Origin of the sequence: Ruegeria sp. HKCCA5929 (genome assembly GCF_013034525.1) — a bacterium.
Taxonomy (GTDB): Bacteria; Pseudomonadota; Alphaproteobacteria; order Rhodobacterales; family Rhodobacteraceae; genus Ruegeria.
In genome coordinates this window covers 112,145-128,949 of sequence record NZ_WQGE01000003.1, presented here as the reverse complement: position 1 = coordinate 128,949, position 16,805 = coordinate 112,145, and the positions used below count along the sequence as shown (strand labels likewise).

The following is a 16,805-nucleotide window of genomic DNA, read 5'->3' as shown; positions in this document are numbered from 1 at the left end:
TGCGCGTTCAGAGCTTTGCAGTAGAGCCCTGTCAGATGCCAACAGTATCCAGCGTGTGCATGACCCCGCGCAGTTCGGCCAATCCGCGAAGCCTCCCGATTGCGGGATAACCTGGAACTGAGTCTCGTTCTTGATCGTGAAGGATGCGATGCCCGTGATCCGGGCGCATTGGGATTTCAACGCCCGTCACACGCTCAATACGCAAGAGCTCGCGCGCAACCCCGATCATGTCGAGATCGCCGGCCAAGTGTGCATCCTCGTGGAAACTCCGTGGATCGGCTTCCCGTTTCACTGCGCGCAGATGGGCAAAATGGATGCGGGGCCCGAGCTGACGAGCAATGGCCACCAAATCGTTTTTGGAATGTGCACCCAGCGATCCGGTGCACAAGGTAAATCCCGACGCCGGAGATGAAGAGATTGCGGCAATGGCTTCGAGATCGGCCTGGGTCGAGACAATCCGCGGCAGGCCGAAAAGGTCCATCGGCGGATCATCGGGGTGGATCGACAGCTTTGCCCCTTCGGCTTCCGCCACTGGCAGAACGATTTCCAGAAACGCGGCGAGCTGCCGCCTGAGTGTCGCGTGATCGCAATCGTCATAGGCGGCAAGTCGGGTTCGGAACGTATCCAGCGTATAGCTTTCCTCTGACCCCGGTAGTCCGGCAATCACCGTGCGTGACAACCGATCGATCATCGGCTGATCTGCCCCCGCAAACCAGTCTTCCGCCGCCGCCAGATCCTGTGCTGTATAACTGTCCTGTGCTCTGTCGCGCCGCAAAACAAATAGGTCAAAGGCAGCGTAGGCAGCGAAATCGAACCGTAGCGCAAGAGACCCATCCGGCAAAGCATAATTCAGATCGGTGCGCGTCCAGTCCAGCACTGGCATGAAGTTGTAGCAGATGTTGCGGATGCCCTGACGGGCCAGACGCCGCAGGTTTTCCGCCCAGATATCCGCGTAACGCTCCCAATCTGGCGCGCCAGTCTTGATGTCCTCGTGAACCGGAATGCTTTCGGTCACGACCCAGCGCAGCCCGGCCGCCTCAATCAATTCGCGCCGGGCCGCGATCTCTGCGTCCGGCCATTCTTGCCCGTTGGGAACCTCATGCAAATCAGTGACGATCCCCAGCGCGCCGGTCTGACGGATATAAGCCAGCGGAATAGGGTCTTTCGGCCCGAACCAACGCCAACTTTCCAGCATGACTGCCCCCTGTTCCCTGCGCTTAACCTGACACCGATTTGGAGTACAGAAACCCATCAAACTCGGGGTCTTCAACATCCGATAGTTCCAAAAGTGTCAAGCGAACGTTTTCAAGATGCTGCCACATCGCTTGCCGCGCGCCTTCCGCATCGCGACGACGCAGGGATTCAAGAACAGCTGCGTGATCGTCCAGCCACTGACTGCGATACCCGATGTCAAAAATGCGAGAATGCAGCCTGTCCCAAATCGGACTGGATGCCCTTAGATGCCAAAGCGTATCGATCTGATTGACCAGAACCGAATTTTGCGTGGCCTCGGCAATCTGCAAATGAAACTGACGATCCGCCCGATAGTCGTCTTCACCGGCTTGGATCGAGCGTTTCTCCAACTCAAGCGTTTCACGCAGCGACAGGATATCGGCTTTGGTCACCGTGGTGGCCGCGAACCCGGCTATGCTGCTTTCCAACAATTGCCGTGCCTGCAACAGCTCGAACAGGTTTTCCCCACCGATCTGGCGGCCGAACCCAAGTTTCGCGCCCTGCTTCAGAACGCCTATCGGGCAGTTTCAAAACAAGGCGCAAGAGCAGCTCTGTCCCAAGCCATGCAGCCGAAGAACGACAGTCCATAACCGGTTTCCCGGACCATAGTTTTCTGTGGCATTCCATTTGGGCTGAATGCGGTTTGCAAAGAACACATTAACTGCGCGCTCATCACGGCGCAGGCGCGCCACGCCGATTGGCCCAACGCGTTCTAATCAATGGTTCCGCGCCCGGGCAGCTCGGTCTTTCGCCGTATGGTCCCGCCCCCTCACATGACGGTTCTTTGTTCGACATGTGCTGGAACGAGGGCGCGGACGAGGTCTTTCATGTTGAGAATGCCGACCTGTGTTTCGCCGCTCATAACGCGGTAGGTTTTGTAGGTGTCGCCACCCGAGATCGAGATCAGGTGCTCGAGGTTGTCGTTGACATCCACGTCGCCGTCAAACTCACCTTCGTGGGTTCCGTCCTTGTCCATCACCGAGCGCACGCGCAGCACGCGGGCGCGGTTGATGTCGCTCACGAAGTCCTCAATGTAAGGATCGTTCGGGTTCAACAGGATGTGCTGCGGCTCGCCCTGTTGCACCACGTAGCCATCCTTCAGGATCACCAGGTGATCGGCTAGTTTCAACGCCTCGTCCAGATCGTGGGTGATGAAGATGATCGTCTTGTGCAGGTCCTTCTGCAACTCCAGCAACAGGTCCTGCATGTCGGTGCGGATCAGTGGATCAAGCGCCGAGAACGCCTCGTCCATCAGCATGATCTCGGAATCCGAGGCCAGCGCCCGGGCGATCCCCACGCGCTGCTGCATCCCGCCTGACAGCTGGTGCGGATAGTGGTCCTCGTATCCCGCAAGGCCAACGCGCGCGAGCCACTTCTTGCCCGCCGCCACGATCTCGTCCTTGGTATCGCCGCGTACGGCCAGCGCCATGCCCGCATTTTCCGCCACCGTCTTGTGCGGCAGCAGCGCGAACTTCTGAAACACCATCGACATTGTGTTCAGCCGCATGTCGCGCAGCTTCAACGGGTCATAGTCCAATACGTTCTGCCCATTGACCCAAACCTCTCCGGCCGTGGGTTCGATCAGCCGGTTCAGGTGTCGAATAAGGGTCGATTTGCCCGACCCTGACAGACCCATGATCACTGTGATCTCACCGGCCTGCATGTCGACATTTATATCTTGCAGGCCCAGCACGTGGGCTTCCTTCTCCAGCAGGTCGGTCTTGCCCATACCCTGGCGCACCTGTTCCATCGCGCGATCAGGATGCGCGCCGAAGATCTTGTAAAGGTTGCGGATCGAGATTTTAGGTTCAACACTCATGTCCCGCCCTCCTTAATGCTTCTGTGCCGCTGCAACACGGGCCAGCGCCGCCTTGGACACCCGGTCCAGCACGATTGCCAGCAACACGATGCCGAGACCAGCGATCAGGCCGACGCCCAGTTCAAGATTACGGATGCCGCGCAACACCAAAACGCCCAGACCAGGCGCCGAGACCAGCGAGGCGATCACCACCATCGCAAGGCTCATCATGATGGTTTGGTTCACACCCGCCATAATGTTTGGTAAGGCCAGTGGTAGCTCGACCCCCCACAGTTTCTGACGCGGCGACATGCCGAAGGCATTCGCCGCCTCAACCACATCCTTGTCGACCAGACGAATGCCCAAGTCGGTCAGGCGGATCACAGGCACGATGGCGTACACAATGATCGCAATGCCGTAGAGTTTCGGTTCGGTAACGCTGAACAGGAAGATCAGTGGGATGAGATACACAAAGGTCGGTAGCGTTTGCAGCAGGTCCAGAACCGGCAGGATCATACGCTGGAAGCTATCGGATTTGGCCATGGCGATGCCTATGGGCACCCCCAGCAGAATACAAAGCCCGGTACAGACCAGCACAATCGACAGTGTCTGCATCGCCGGCTCAAGATGATCGATGAAGCCCAAAAAGCAAAATACGAAGATCACGAATCCGGTTACGATGGCCGAGCGTGAAACATACCAGGTCAGCACAAACAGCGCCGGCAGCATGATCCACCACGGCACCGCATCCACCGCCAGCAGCGCCCATTCCAGCATCCATGACAGCGGTTGCGTCAACGGGTCCAGCACCAGCTTCAACCCGTCCTTGATGGCAAGAAAGCCATCCTCAACCGCAGACACAAAATCCCGCGATTGTGGGATCGCAGGACAGGCTTCGTTCAAGGCATCAAGAGAGGGAAAGGGAAAAGTTGGGCCATTGTCGACATTCTCAGCATTGGCCTGCGCCAGCAAATCGGCCATCGAAAGATTTGCCCCGCCGCCAGAAGACTCGCACCAGTCACGGAGTCCCAACGCATCGAACATGCGGTCATAAAAAGCCATATCGTCCCCTTCCAACAACACCCGGGCGCCCCCTTGTATGAGGCGCCCAGATCCTTACCGTGTTTTATTGTTATTTCAGCAGCGCTGACAGTTTCGCGCGCGCGTCGTCATTCAGCCACTCACTCCAGGTGTCCTGGAAGTTGGTCAGAAAATAAACCGCAGCCTCTTCTCCGGACGCGTTGTTCTCTTCCTGCCAGGCAAGCAGACCGTTCATCACGTCATTGGTGAATTGAACATTCTCCATCAGCGCCGTCTCTTCGGGGTGCGAATCCGCGAAAGTGTTGGTCACAACCGTGGTCACGTCACTGGCGGGGAACGCACCAAGCACCGGTTCTGCACATTCTTCCTGACTGTTGCACTCATGCGCTTCTGCCACATGTGGGCCTACATCGACCTGCACCATCGGGTAGCGGCCTAGAATCGAGGTTGGAGCCCAATAGTAGCCAAACCAAGGTTCTTTCGAGTCATAGGCCGAGGCAATGGACGCTGCCAGAGTCTCTCCCGATCCGTGGATAAAGTCCTCAATCCCTGCATCAGCAAAACCGGCTGCCTTTGCCATGTTGGTGCTGACCCGTTGACAGGTCCAGCCCACCGGGCAGTTGTGGAACCGGCCACCGACCAGTTCAGGATTAGCTAGGATGCCTTCCATCGTGGTCAGTTCCGGATGTTCTTCGGCCAGATAGGTCGGAATCCACCACGCTTCGACACCGCCATCGGACAGCACCTTGGCGCGTTCGATGATCGCACCGCTTTCGATCAGACCCGGATAAGCTGGGGCACCATTGGTCCACAGCTCGGTCAGAATGTCCGGCTCGCCGGTTTCCGCAACCGAGGCCAGCGCAGGCGTCGTCGCCGACGGCACAACAGTCACCGTGCAACCATAGCCTTGCTCTAGCAGGAACTTGCTGACCTGCGTCACAATAATCGCCGAACCCCAGTCCATCTCGGTAATCGAGATTTCACCGCAATCAGCCTGCGCCGCTCCGGCAGTTCCCATAGCAATTGCAGCACTGGCCGCCAGCAGTTTCATTTTCATATTTTCCTCCACTGTTTTGAAGAACGCCTTTGGGCGTTTCTTGTTGACCTCTGAACGTTTCACAGAATCAAAAGATGGCCAAAAAATTACTGCATTGGTTTGATAATTTAGTATTATTACTTCGAATTTGTGACATATGCGCGAAGCAAAGCCCAAGTAAAACAGAAAGATAGGAATGCCACGATCCGCCGCTTCGAAAGATCTGAGCCTCAGATGGCTCGAACTGTTTCAAATCTGCGCGCGAAAAGGTTCGCTACAGGCTGCATCCAAGGAAACGGGCCTGACAATCAGCACCGTTTCGCACCACCTGCGCAACCTCGAAGATCACCTTGGTGTTGAACTGTTCAACCATTCCCGCCGACCCATGGTTCTGACACCTAAAGGGCAGGTATTTCTGCGCAATATTGACGAGGCACTTTACGCCATTCGCAAAGCCAAAGCCGAGGCTTCTGCCGGAAGTGTCGCCGAGGCTAGTCTGCTTCGGGTCGGGTCAATCGAGGATTTCGACAGCGACATCATGCCAGAGTTGGCGGTGTTCCTTTCACAGCATATGCCCAATTGCGATTTTGTGTACCAAACGGATTCAAGTCACACGATCATCGATATGCTGCGTGGTCGGCATCTTGATCTGGGGATCACAACCTCTCCGAATGAACGTATGCGCGACCTGCAGGAACGACCGTTGCTGCGCGATCCGTTTGTTGTCGTTCTGCCGCGTGGGTGCGACGACCCCCTCACTGATGTCGTCGAAGGCCGCACCACCCTGCCGTTTCTCAGATTCTCAGGCAATCTGATTATTGCCCGGCAAATCGAGTCGCAGATGCGCCGTCTGGGCCTAACCCCGGCCTCAAACTTCGAATGCAGCAACAATCAGAGTTTGATGGCGATGGTTGCGGCGGGGGCTGGATGGACCATCACGACGCCTTTGCTGTTTGCCCGCGCCCAACGGTTTCAGAACAGACTTCGGCTGCATCGCTTTCCGGGCAAAAGCTTTTCCCGCACCTTGGCCATCGTCGCGACACCGGATTGTTCCCGATCCTTGCTGGAACTGGTGGATCGAAAGATGCGAAGCCTGATCACCGAACATGCGATTTCTCACCAGACCCAAAGCAAGAAGTGGCTGGCCGAAAGCTTCCGGCTCATTACCTGATTAGGCCATCTGACAACGGCAATTGGCAGGAACGGGCGTTTCTTTAACGCCGTTGCTGCGGCGCTCTTTTTGCGTCGGTTCATTTTTAGGCCGGGCAACCATCTATGTGCCGGTCCAACCTGATTGTCACTCACGGTGCGCCGTGGCAAGAGATCGATAAAAGTCCTCATGCACAACTGAAACGGTTGGTTGCTCAACACATAATTTAACCCACTGAACTATGGCGTTTTTTCGCGCATCACGCGTCAATCTGGGCTCATATCCGCGCAAAACCAGCCGTTAACTTTCTGTTAACGTTTTCCGAACATCTGAGTTGTTACGCAAGTTAGGCCCGACACCACCGGGCGAACTGAGCCGCAGCACTTTGGCCAAAAAGACAAGATGGGAGTCTTTGAAAATGAGCAATGGAACATACGGAGGGTTTCGCGATGATTTACGTGCGTTTGAATCCGGTTGGGACCGCCAACGCTATGACTCCGGGAACATTCAGGACTGGCAATTGAACCAATGGGCCGGGGGCGAAGTCACCGACTTTTATCCAAGCTACTCCAGTTGGTCGGACCTGACCGCCGAAGAATGGGATGCCATGTCCTACCGATCCATGAACTCACTGGGTTTTGTGGGGTATCAGTTCGGTGAGGCGCTGTTAATCGACCTCGGGTATTACACAGACGACGTCTATTACGGGAACGGCGCAGCTTCGAATACATGGGATGGAAACTGGACCGGCAAGAACGGCGTGAACTCGCTTGAGGACTTTATGACAGAGGCCGCACAGGAGCGCGCGATCCAAGAGGCGTTCGGGTATAACCTTCAGGTGATCGAAACCGGTTTGGGCTATCAGGGCGAGAGCCTAGACGACTACATCGGGACCACGCGGACTTACATCGACAACGGCCAGGAAGTGACCGTCACACTGACCATGACGGGTATAATGGCAGCTGCGCACTTACGCGGCGCGTGGGGAACCCTTTCTCTGCTACAAGGCGGGGATGTCTCTGTCGATGAATATGGCACATCCATTCTGCGCTATATCGACCAGTTCGGCGGCTATGACGCCCCTTCGCTTGAAGAGGCCATCCAGGCCTATACCGATGGCATTTTGCCCACAGAAACCGGAGGTGGAACGGACGGCGGAGATGTCTCTCCTCCCTCCGAACCACCAGCGCCGACCGACCCCGCCGGGAACGGCACTGCAAATACCGACGAAAGCGCGGCGGATGTGGTCATAACATGGGCGTGGGGCACGGATGTCACAATTCCGGACTTCGACCCGGCGACGGATACGATATTCATCTCGTGGGTGGGTGCCGATGCATTGGACGTAAGCGAGGTTAACGGATCGGTCGTGTTTGCCATCCCGTCCAACAACCAATCCACCACGTTGAGCGGCGTAACTCTTGCAGATTTGAGCCCTGCAAACTTCACCATTCTGGACAGCACCGCAGCAACCGAAGTGCTGGGTCTGGTGGGGTCGGATGACATAAACCCCGGCCATGACGGGCATGGAAGTGAAGGTGGCCATGAACATCAACACATGCATGTTACGCTCGATTTGGCATCCGACACGCAGGTGATTGAAGGTTTTATGCCGGGGATGGGCGATGTTATCGAGCTGGGCCAGGACGTAACGGCCGAAAGCTTTGCCATATTTGAAGAAAGCGGAGATGCTCTGGGTCAGACCGTCCGCATCGAATTGACCGTTGGCCAAACGACCAAACAGATCATTTTCACCGGATTTGGTTTGTCGGATCTGGACATCAGCAACTTTTCGATCCCGGATCAGGCGGTTCTGAACGAGGTCTCCTCGGCGTTGGGTCAAATCGTCGTCACCCCGGGTGCGGGAGAAGGCTATGATCTGAGTTACGATTCTGATGGGTCGAACCCCCCTGCCTCGACAGGAGCAACAGACACGGGTGGCATCAAGTACAGGGCCGATAGCAACGCCGATGACATTACCGGGTTCCGCCCCGGCACGGATCAGTTGGATTTTGGCGGAACCTCGGTGCATGGGATGATCGTCACCAAGTCACCGTCGGGCGAGATTGTGATCGACAGCCCGTGGTCGGACGCAGCGCAAATTGTACAGGGCGTCACCTATCAGGATGTCACCATCGACGATTTCGGCGTGGTTGTAAACGAACACTTCCGTCAAGACATGGGGGGTGTTGTCAGTTGGGAACAAGGTGTTGGTCCACGTGACGCTAACACGGTCTATGTGCGTAGCCACGAATATGGCGTCCACGAAGTGATTGACGGTTTCGATCCGACCACCATGAAGATCAGTTTTCTGTATTTCGGCACGCGCGAACGACTGAGTGTCGAGGACACGAGCGAAGGTCTGGTCATATCCTCTTTGCCAAGCGGGCAGAGCGTCACGCTGACAGGGGTCACCAAGGCGGACCTGATCCCCGGAATGGTGGAGTTTCACCACGATCAGGTGATGGAGGACAACCTGGAGGTGCCATTTGGCTTCGACCAAGACGATGTAACTCTGGTTGATCGCACCATGTTGCTGACACCCGAAGCGCCCGCCGGTGCCACGACAGATGGCCATCAGACCAGAACCGGCGATCTCACCGGAGGCTCCTCTGGCACAGACAATGGTGGTGGTACAGATGACGGAACCACGGACACCGACAATGGCGAGACAGCAGGCGCTGTCACATTCGGTGCAGGTGCCGATGTGGCCGAGCTAACCTGGAATTGGGGTGTTCAGACAGAGATCAACGGTTTCGATCCCAGTGAGGATGTTCTGGACTTCAACTCTCTGGGTGCAGCAGATGTCACGGTAAGCGAAATTGGCGATGATCTGGTGTTCGAGGTTGTTGGAAACGGAGGCCATACCGTGACGCTCCGGGATGTTCAGGCGGAGGACCTGAACCTCGGCAACCTCACCGCAGATGACTGGAACTCTATCGACGAGGCGAACAGCGCGCTGGTGAACCAGCTGGAAGCATTGGGAATGTCCATAGCCTGAAGAAGAACTCAAAACGCACTCGGCCGGTTTGCCGGTCGAGTGTTAATTTGTGAAACGGCATCCTTCATTTTCCTTCAGTCAGCGGATGCCCAATGTGCAGGGGTCGTTTCTAAAGAGAGGACCCCGACCCGACTGGCCCAAATTTCTGATTGCTGAGCTGGCGGCAACGCGGCGTCTGGCAGGTCCGAAGCAGACGAGCGCTCAACGTCAAGTAAACAAGTTGGCATATTCCACTCAACCGACTGGAAACAAGCCAGGGCACCCACTAAGCTCAAATCGACCCTTCAGAAAAGCCGATTGAACCGTCTGCTATTTTGGGTCGTTGTGGAGCTGGAATGCGTGTCAGTGTAGGGATCGCCGTATCTATACTTGTTGCCCTGTCGATCGGCGTGTCGACCTTTGTCGTGCATTCTTTGTGGTGGACAACGGCGCGAGAAAACAGCCGCATGCTGGCGGCTGAAATCAACGGACAGATCGCCAATACCGTACGCATCGAAGTTGGGCTGACCCTCAGGTCGGCCGAGGCAGCCTGGGCGGCCGTCCGCACGATTTTCATCCAAGACGTTATCCAGACGCGCCAGGCAGACAAGCGCGAGTTTGTGTTCCTGTCGCAAATACAGGCGCAGCCCAACATCTCGTGGATCACCTTCGGCTGGCCCGACGGAAATTTCTTCGCCGCACATCGCCTGGGTGACAGCGGTCTGGAGATGATGGAAATCGATGAGAACATTCGCAACCGGATGCTTCGCAACGACCGTTATATCTTTATCCCTGGCGACATTCAGTTCGAGGAGCGGACCTTCACCGACACAGATTTCGACCCACGCGAACACGCCTGGTATCGCAACTTCATCGACCGCGATACACCGGATTGGATCGAGGTCAGGGATCTGCCGGGAAGCGACAAGACCCTATATGCCTTTGCAGGTCCCATCGACGTACGCCGCCATCGGCAAGGCGTGTTGACGGTAGCAATTGATACCGACCGCCTTTCCCGCTTTCTGGGATCGCTGCGCCCCGGAGAGTTCGGCGCGGCCTTTATCATCAACGCAGACGGCAAAGTGATTGCCATCCCGGACCCCGAGGCGGACGAAATCACACCAGCACGGATGGGCGAAGGGGAGCTCTATGAGGTTGCCAAAATCTCGGGTGAGAGGCTGATGGCCGATGCAGAAAACAAAACGCCCGGGCCGGTGACGAAACGGATCGTTTTTGAGGATGTGCCCTATGCGGTGGCGTTGACGCCGCTTGGGTTCTATGGCTGGCGGGTCGCCACCGTGATCCCGGAATCAGCCTTTCTGTCGGGCATCGACAAGACCCTGCTAAACCTGGTTTACATCCTGCTTGGCGTCGTCGTCGTGGCAATAGGTTTGGCCATCTGGTTTGTCCGCCGGGTCGTTGCAAACCCACTGTCCCGCGTGGCCGAAGACCTCAGTCGAATCGAGCGTTTTGATGTCGAACAGGTTTCGCGCAGACCCTCGCGGCTGAAAGAGCTTGAAAACCTGTCCGCCGCGACAGCCAGTATGGCCGCGGGTCTGTCGGCATTCCGCAAATACGTACCAACCGATCTGGTCCGCATGCTGGTGGCGGAAGGTATCAAAACCCAACCCGGCGGCGAGACCAAACAAATATCGGTTCTGTTTTGCGATGTATCGGGGTTCACAGGTCTTACCGAAAAGCATGGCCCCAAGATCGTCGAACTTATGGAGCCATTCTTCAGTGCCGCGACATCAACCATCGAGCGTCACGACGGAACCATCGACAAATTCATCGGTGATGCGGTTATGGCATTCTGGGGTGCGCCGCGACAAAATCCAGACCATGCCGAACATGCCTGCCGCGCAGCACTCGAACTGGTGGATGTGGTCGAATCCTCGAGTTTGCAGAGCCAATCCGACAGCGCGCTGCATGTCAGGATCGGGTTAAACAGCGGAGAAGCGCTGGTTGGAAATATCGGTTCCGAACAGCGGCTGAACTACACCGCAATCGGCGACGTGGTGAACGTCGCCAGCCGTCTTGAAGGGACAAACAAAACCTACGGCAGTGCGATCATCATAGGCCCCGAAACACGGCAAGAAGCAGGTAGTGCCATTGTCGTACGCGAGCTGGATACAGTTGAGATACAAGGCCGTTCTGAAGCGCTGGTGGTGTATGAGTTGATCGCTATGGCGGACAGTTTCAAAGGATCGCGCGACTGGATTGATGCCTATGAGACCGGGCTGTCGCATTTTAGGGCCAGTCGTTTCCCAGAGGCCATCACCGCATTTCAGACTGCTGACACATTGCGCGGCGGCGACATGGCATCACAAGTGATGATCAAGCGCGCAGCTGCCTATGAGGCTCGCGCTTCATAACCGCGAGCACTGCTCAAAAAACGTTTGGTCGGACAAGCAAGGTCCATTGCCATCGATGCAACGCAACCGACAAATGCAGTCGAACCGGCTCAACGGTCCCTCATGGAAAGCCTGCCTTTGTATGCGCATGTTTGACACGCATACTTCATAGAAGTATTTTCGCGTATACGGAGGCCCAAAGATGAACGCGCGGACGCGAAAGCCAACAAATCTGTCGCTTGATAGTGCGTTACTTGCAGAGGCAAAAGCGCTGAAAGTAAACCTGTCCCGTGCAGCCGAGGAAGGCGTGCGCGCTGCTGTTGCCACGGCAAAGTCTGAACTATGGAAATCAGAAAACGCGGCTGCGCTGAGAAGCTCAAATTCTTATGTTGAGCAGAACGGCCTTCCTCTGGAAAGCTTCAGGCAATTCTGATGCCGAAATACGATGTTTTCCCGAACCCTTCAGGGGATGGGTTTCTTTTGGATATTCAAGCAGATCTACTCAGCGACTTGAATTCTCGCATTGTGGTGCCACTCTTGCCCAAATCGATCGCGCCCAAACCAGCGACGCGGTTAAATCCGGTTTTTGAAATCGAAGGTATGCCTGTCGTGATGGTAACCCAATTCATGGCGGCTGTTCCCGTTGGGCTACTAAAGTCGCAGGTGTGCAATCTGAACGACGATTTTGAGCAAATCACCGTCGCGGTCGACATGCTGATGCAAGGGTTTTAGTCCGATTTTGCTCCGATCGCGGTATGATTTTTAGGGCCGTAGGAAATGAGAAAGCACTTAATCTGGGGATAGACCCCCGCAGCCCCCAGAAACTGTAATTTACACCACGATACCGCCCGGTGCAGGGCGCGGCAAAGCAAGTGGGCTTCAGGACCGAAACTCTGGCCAAGACCTTGCATCGGACCAAATCGGTCATGCTTCAAATCGCGAACGAAAAAACCCCCAGCCGATGTGAACCAGCTGGGGTTGTTCGTCAAGTTGGTTGCCTCGGATCAGGGTAATGCTGGAGCGTAGAGGAACGATCATATGTGGTCGGTGGGCTTCCTGTCTGACAAGTTCGGGGTATCGCACCAGTTCCGTATCCTCAGGGCTGGCTATGACTGTTGTCAGAACGCCTGATCGTATTCATGGCTGCTCGCAGGAACGCTATTGACCCGAGGGGTCAAAGACGACCGTTTGCGCATGGCGATCAATCGACAACGCTGAAAGCTTTGTACAACCGGCGAAATCGCTGCAATCGTTCAGACAAAGCGGCCATCTCGTCAGGTTCAAACCTGTCAGTTGTGGACGGCTGAACTGCAAGGTCCGCCTCTTGCAAAGCACCAACACCGCAGGCCGCAAGACGGGCAGCACCAAAGGCTGGACCTGAATCGGACCCTTGTGAGCGCACGATGGGTTTCCCCGTGACCGTGGCGATCAGGCGCAATAACAGATCTGACTGGCTGCCCCCTCCGATAGCGGCCAATTCAGGTAAATTGTCAATTGTATCGCCGAAACTCTGTGCCGCGTCAGCAAAGCAAAATGCAATTGCTTCTACCACAGAACGACAGATTTCAGCGCGTGTTGTCGAATCCTCAAGACCAAAGAAGCTCGCGCGGATATGGGGATCTCCTAAGGGACTTCGCTCGCCAGTCAGGTAAGGCAGGAAGATCGGCAAACGCTCTCCGCTGGCCGTTTCGGCAAGGGCAACAACCTCGGCAGCGGAAAGCCCCAGCTGCCCACCTATCCACGAAATTGGCCGCGCACCGTTCAGCATTGCGGCCATTTGATACCAACGGCCCGGCAACGTGTGCGCAAATGCGTGTACATAACGTTCAGGGTTGGGTTTGTATTCGCGATCTGCCACGAACAGTTGGCCGGATGTTCCCAGTGAGATAAACCCACGTCCCGGTTCGGTAGCACCCAGAGATACAGCACCTGTTGCCGCGTCACCTCCTCCGGCCACCACAGGAACACCTGCCTTCAACCCGGTTATCGCGGCAGCTTGTGCTGTTACACTTCCTATAACGTCGGTGCCGTCAAAAATCGGTGGCAACCAACTGGGTAAGACGCCAGTGGCCTCAGCAACACCGACATGCCAGTTGCGCGCGGCCTGATCCAGCCAAAGTGTTCCCGCAGCATCTGAGGTATCGGTTGCCAATTCTCCATGCAGGCATAAGCCGATATAATCCTTGGGCAGCAGCATATGAGCGAGACGCGAATAGTGTTCGGGTTCATTTTGTTTCAGCCAAGCAATCTTGGGCGCTGTAAATCCTGGCAGCGGAAGAACGCCTGCGATCTGCCCGATTTGCGGCTGGGCCATGCGCAGTTCGTCGCATTCTCGCGCTGATCTGCTGTCATTCCAAAGGATTGCCGGGCGGATCGGACGCAGATCGTGGTCCAGCAACACAGCCCCATGCATCTGACCAGACAAACCGATGGCTTTCACGCCCGACAGCATGACTTGTCCGGAAAGTTGGTTCAATGCGTCGCGTGTTGCATCCCACCACATGTCAGGGTGCTGCTCGGACCATCCGGGCCGCGGCGAGGACGTGTCGATCCCTACCGAGGACGTGGCGAGAATCCGGTCGGTATCCGTGCAGACAAGTTTGACTGCTGATGTTCCGATATCAATCCCGAGATACATTCAGACCTCTTGCACTGCTCATGTCCGGCTATTGATTTTTTGTCGCGCGCAAAGAATATGTAAAAATATGATAAGATCAAGGCGGCTGGAATCCGCAGGCAGACTGGAATGACCAAGATAAAAAACATGGAAGAGTTCGCGGCCCTCAGCGGGATCTCGCGACCCACGGTGTCTAAGTATTTCCACGACCCCGACAGCGTACGCCCGACAACAAGAGCGCGCATCGAAGAGGCGCTGGAACGGTTTGACTACCGCCCGAATATCTATGCTGTGAACCAGAACCGGAAACTGACCAAGAACATTGGCATCGTCGTGCCCTATCTTGCCGATCCGTTCTTCGCTGAAATTGCCCGGTATCTGGAACAATCCTGCATTGCGGCGGGCTATCGACCGTCCCTGTTCAGCTCACACGGGGAACAAAAACTGGAAAACGAAATTCTGGACGGGCTGCAATCCATGAAACCCGCAGGGGTTTTGCTGGCACCATTGGGGCGCATCTCGGACCGATCCGCAGTCGAAAAATTCTGTGCCAATGTGCCAACCGTCCTGTTCGACAGTAACCTTGATGGTCTTGGGGCAGCTTTTGTTGGCTCGGACAATTTCAGCTTTGTATCGCAGACCGTGGAATACATGACACGGACAGGCGAGCCGCCTTCTTTCTTTGAAATGCGCACACCTGCAAACCCAAACGCAAATAAGCGACGGAAGGCCTATATTGAGGTTATGGAACGCTTGGGGTTCGAGCCTCATATCATCAAAGTCGATGGCAAAGGCTGGGCTTTTGAAGAGATTGGGCATCGGGGCGCTTTGAAAGTTCTGGCAGAGCGTGGGCTGAAGACAAACTCGGTTTTGTGCAGCAATGACCGGCTGGCCATTGGATTTCTTGCGGCCTGTTTTGAACAGGGGATTCGGGTAGGGCGCAAAGATGATTGCACGCTGCGCGTGGCCTCGAATGACGATCACCCCTTTGCAAAGTTTACGTGCCCGTCTCTGACGACTGCTGCACATGACTACGACAACGTTGCGGGGCGCAGCGTAGAGACTTTGTTCGAACTTATTGAAAATGGTGGAGAATTTGAAACACGCAGTGAAACCCTTTTTCCCGCAAGGCTGGTTCTGAGGGATTCTGCATAAACGAATTATTTTAACGCGCGTAAAGTTTTTATTGACGGCGCGACAATTTACGATCTAGGCTCCCTGCACGACATCCAAGCTCAGGGAGGACAGGGATGTATCTGAAGCACGCACTTCGTGCGGCGACTGCATTGACTTTCGTCGCCACGGCAGCGGCCCACGCGCAATCCATTACCATCGCCACTGTGAACAACGGCGACATGATCCGGATGCAGGGCTATACCGACAAATTCACCGAAGCGACCGGCATCGACGTCGAATGGGTGACACTGGAAGAAAACGTGCTGCGTCAGCGCGTGACCACCGACATCACCACCAAGGGCGGTCAGTTCGATATCATGACCATCGGCATGTACGAAACGCCGATCTGGGGCGCGAATGGCTGGCTGGTCCCGTTGGAAGGCATGTCCGCCGAATATGACGTGGACGACATCCTGCCCGCGATGCGCAACGGCCTCAGCAACGACGGCACACTGTATGCAGCCCCGTTCTACGGCGAAAGCTCGATGGTGATGTATCGCACCGACCTGATGGAACAGGCCGGGCTGGAGATGCCTGATGCGCCGACGTGGCAGTTCATCCGTGAAGCTGCGGCAGCCATGACCGACCGCGACAACGACATCAACGGCATTTGCCTGCGCGGCAAGGCCGGTTGGGGTGAGGGCGGTGCGTTTATCACCGTGACCGGGAATTCCTTCGGTGCCCGCTGGTTCGATGAGGACTGGAAACCTCAGTTCGATCAACCCCAATGGAAAGAGGCGCTGACCTTTTTCGTCGATATGATGAATGAGTCTGGCCCAGCGGGATATGCAACCAACGGGTTCAACGAAAACCTCTCGCTGTTCCAGCAGGGCAAGTGCGGCATGTGGATCGACGCCACCGTTGCGGCATCCTTTGTGACCAACCCTAATGACTCGACCGTGGCTGACCAGGTTGGCTTTGCGCTGGCACCAAATTCAGAAGGTGTGGACAAACGTGCCAACTGGCTGTGGGCTTGGGCACTGGCCATTCCTGCGGGCACGCAGCAGGAAGATGCCGCCAAGCAGTTCATCGAGTGGGCAACTTCGAAAGACTACATAGAGTTGGTGGCCGAAAATGAAGGCTGGGCCAATGTGCCTCCGGGTGCACGGACCTCACTGTATGAGAATCCGGAATACCAGAAGGTTCCATTCGCCAAGATGACGCTGGATTCGATCCTTGCGGCAGACCCCGACAACTGCTGCGCGCAACCGACGCCCTATGTTGGCATCCAGTTCGTCGCGATCCCGGAATTCGCAGGCATCGCCACGCAGGTGAGCCAGGAGTTCTCGGCAGTCTATGCCGGACAACAGACGGTGGACGAGGCGCTTGAAAAAGCGCAGGCCTTCACCGCTGAAGAAATGGAAGCCGCAGGGTACTGACGTCTTCTCCCCGCGGGTGGGCAGCGCTCTGCCCCCCGCCT

General features: G+C 56.1%; 13 protein-coding genes. 7 read left to right on the top strand and 6 right to left on the bottom strand.

Going from position 1 to position 16,805, the window contains the following annotated elements; translation table 11 throughout:
* Positions 1 to 31: 31 nt before the first annotated feature.
* The 5 genes from uxuA to GOV90_RS09500 all read right to left on the bottom strand — a co-directional run bounded on the left by uxuA (position 32) and on the right by GOV90_RS09500 (position 5,129).
* Positions 32 to 1,195: a mannonate dehydratase gene (gene uxuA, locus GOV90_RS09520; protein ID WP_171095568.1), complete on the bottom strand. Its 1,164-nt coding sequence runs from the start codon at positions 1,193 to 1,195 to the stop codon at positions 32 to 34.
* Between the two features lie 22 nt (positions 1,196 to 1,217).
* Positions 1,218 to 1,679 carry an FCD domain-containing protein gene (locus GOV90_RS09515; protein ID WP_256367975.1) on the bottom strand — a complete coding sequence of 154 codons (462 nt, stop codon included), beginning with the start codon at positions 1,677 to 1,679 and terminating at the stop codon, positions 1,218 to 1,220.
* A gap of 323 nt (positions 1,680 to 2,002) precedes the next feature.
* Positions 2,003 to 3,052 carry a glycine betaine/L-proline ABC transporter ATP-binding protein gene (locus tag GOV90_RS09510; RefSeq protein WP_171172839.1) on the bottom strand — a complete coding sequence of 350 codons (1,050 nt, stop codon included), beginning with the start codon at positions 3,050 to 3,052 and terminating at the stop codon, positions 2,003 to 2,005.
* A gap of 12 nt (positions 3,053 to 3,064) precedes the next feature.
* Positions 3,065 to 4,093: a proline/glycine betaine ABC transporter permease gene (locus tag GOV90_RS09505; protein ID WP_171095564.1), complete on the bottom strand. Its 1,029-nt coding sequence runs from the start codon at positions 4,091 to 4,093 to the stop codon at positions 3,065 to 3,067.
* Between the two features lie 70 nt (positions 4,094 to 4,163).
* The gene (locus GOV90_RS09500) at positions 4,164 to 5,129 is read right to left on the bottom strand and encodes an ABC transporter substrate-binding protein (RefSeq protein WP_171095562.1); all 966 of its coding nucleotides are present in this window, start codon (positions 5,127 to 5,129) and stop codon (positions 4,164 to 4,166) included.
* A 175-nt stretch (positions 5,130 to 5,304) separates the two neighbouring features.
* Between GOV90_RS09500 and GOV90_RS09495 the strand changes: the two genes are divergently transcribed.
* From GOV90_RS09495 to GOV90_RS09475, 5 genes are all read left to right on the top strand, one after another.
* Positions 5,305 to 6,279, top strand: a complete 975-nt coding sequence (locus tag GOV90_RS09495; protein ID WP_171095561.1) for a LysR family transcriptional regulator — start codon at positions 5,305 to 5,307, stop codon at positions 6,277 to 6,279.
* Positions 6,280 to 6,676: 397 nt separating this feature from the next.
* Positions 6,677 to 9,259, top strand: a complete 2,583-nt coding sequence (locus tag GOV90_RS09490; RefSeq protein ID WP_171095559.1) for a hypothetical protein — start codon at positions 6,677 to 6,679, stop codon at positions 9,257 to 9,259.
* A 335-nt stretch (positions 9,260 to 9,594) separates the two neighbouring features.
* Complete coding sequence (locus GOV90_RS09485; protein WP_171095557.1) at positions 9,595 to 11,613, top strand: adenylate/guanylate cyclase domain-containing protein; 2,019 nt, start codon at positions 9,595 to 9,597, stop codon at positions 11,611 to 11,613.
* A 181-nt stretch (positions 11,614 to 11,794) separates the two neighbouring features.
* The gene (locus GOV90_RS09480; protein WP_171095555.1) at positions 11,795 to 12,025 is read left to right on the top strand and encodes a type II toxin-antitoxin system CcdA family antitoxin; all 231 of its coding nucleotides are present in this window, start codon (positions 11,795 to 11,797) and stop codon (positions 12,023 to 12,025) included.
* Positions 12,025 to 12,324, top strand: coding sequence for a CcdB family protein (locus GOV90_RS09475; RefSeq protein ID WP_171095553.1), 300 nt, complete (start codon positions 12,025 to 12,027; stop codon positions 12,322 to 12,324). Before GOV90_RS09480 ends, GOV90_RS09475 begins: the two co-directional genes overlap by 1 nt.
* Positions 12,325 to 12,793: 469 nt before the next feature.
* Here the strand turns inward: GOV90_RS09475 and xylB are convergent, their stop codons facing one another.
* Complete coding sequence (gene xylB, locus GOV90_RS09470; protein WP_171095551.1) at positions 12,794 to 14,230, bottom strand: xylulokinase; 1,437 nt, start codon at positions 14,228 to 14,230, stop codon at positions 12,794 to 12,796.
* A 108-nt stretch (positions 14,231 to 14,338) separates the two neighbouring features.
* Here xylB and GOV90_RS09465 point away from each other — a divergent pair, with 108 nt between their 5' ends.
* Together GOV90_RS09465 and GOV90_RS09460 are read left to right on the top strand one after the other, a co-directional pair.
* Positions 14,339 to 15,364, top strand: coding sequence for a LacI family DNA-binding transcriptional regulator (locus tag GOV90_RS09465; RefSeq protein ID WP_171095549.1), 1,026 nt, complete (start codon positions 14,339 to 14,341; stop codon positions 15,362 to 15,364).
* Between the two features lie 95 nt (positions 15,365 to 15,459).
* On the top strand, positions 15,460 to 16,764 hold the full coding sequence (locus GOV90_RS09460) for a sugar ABC transporter substrate-binding protein (protein ID WP_171095547.1): 1,305 nt from the start codon (positions 15,460 to 15,462) through the stop codon (positions 16,762 to 16,764).
* Positions 16,765 to 16,805: the final 41 nt, after the last annotated feature.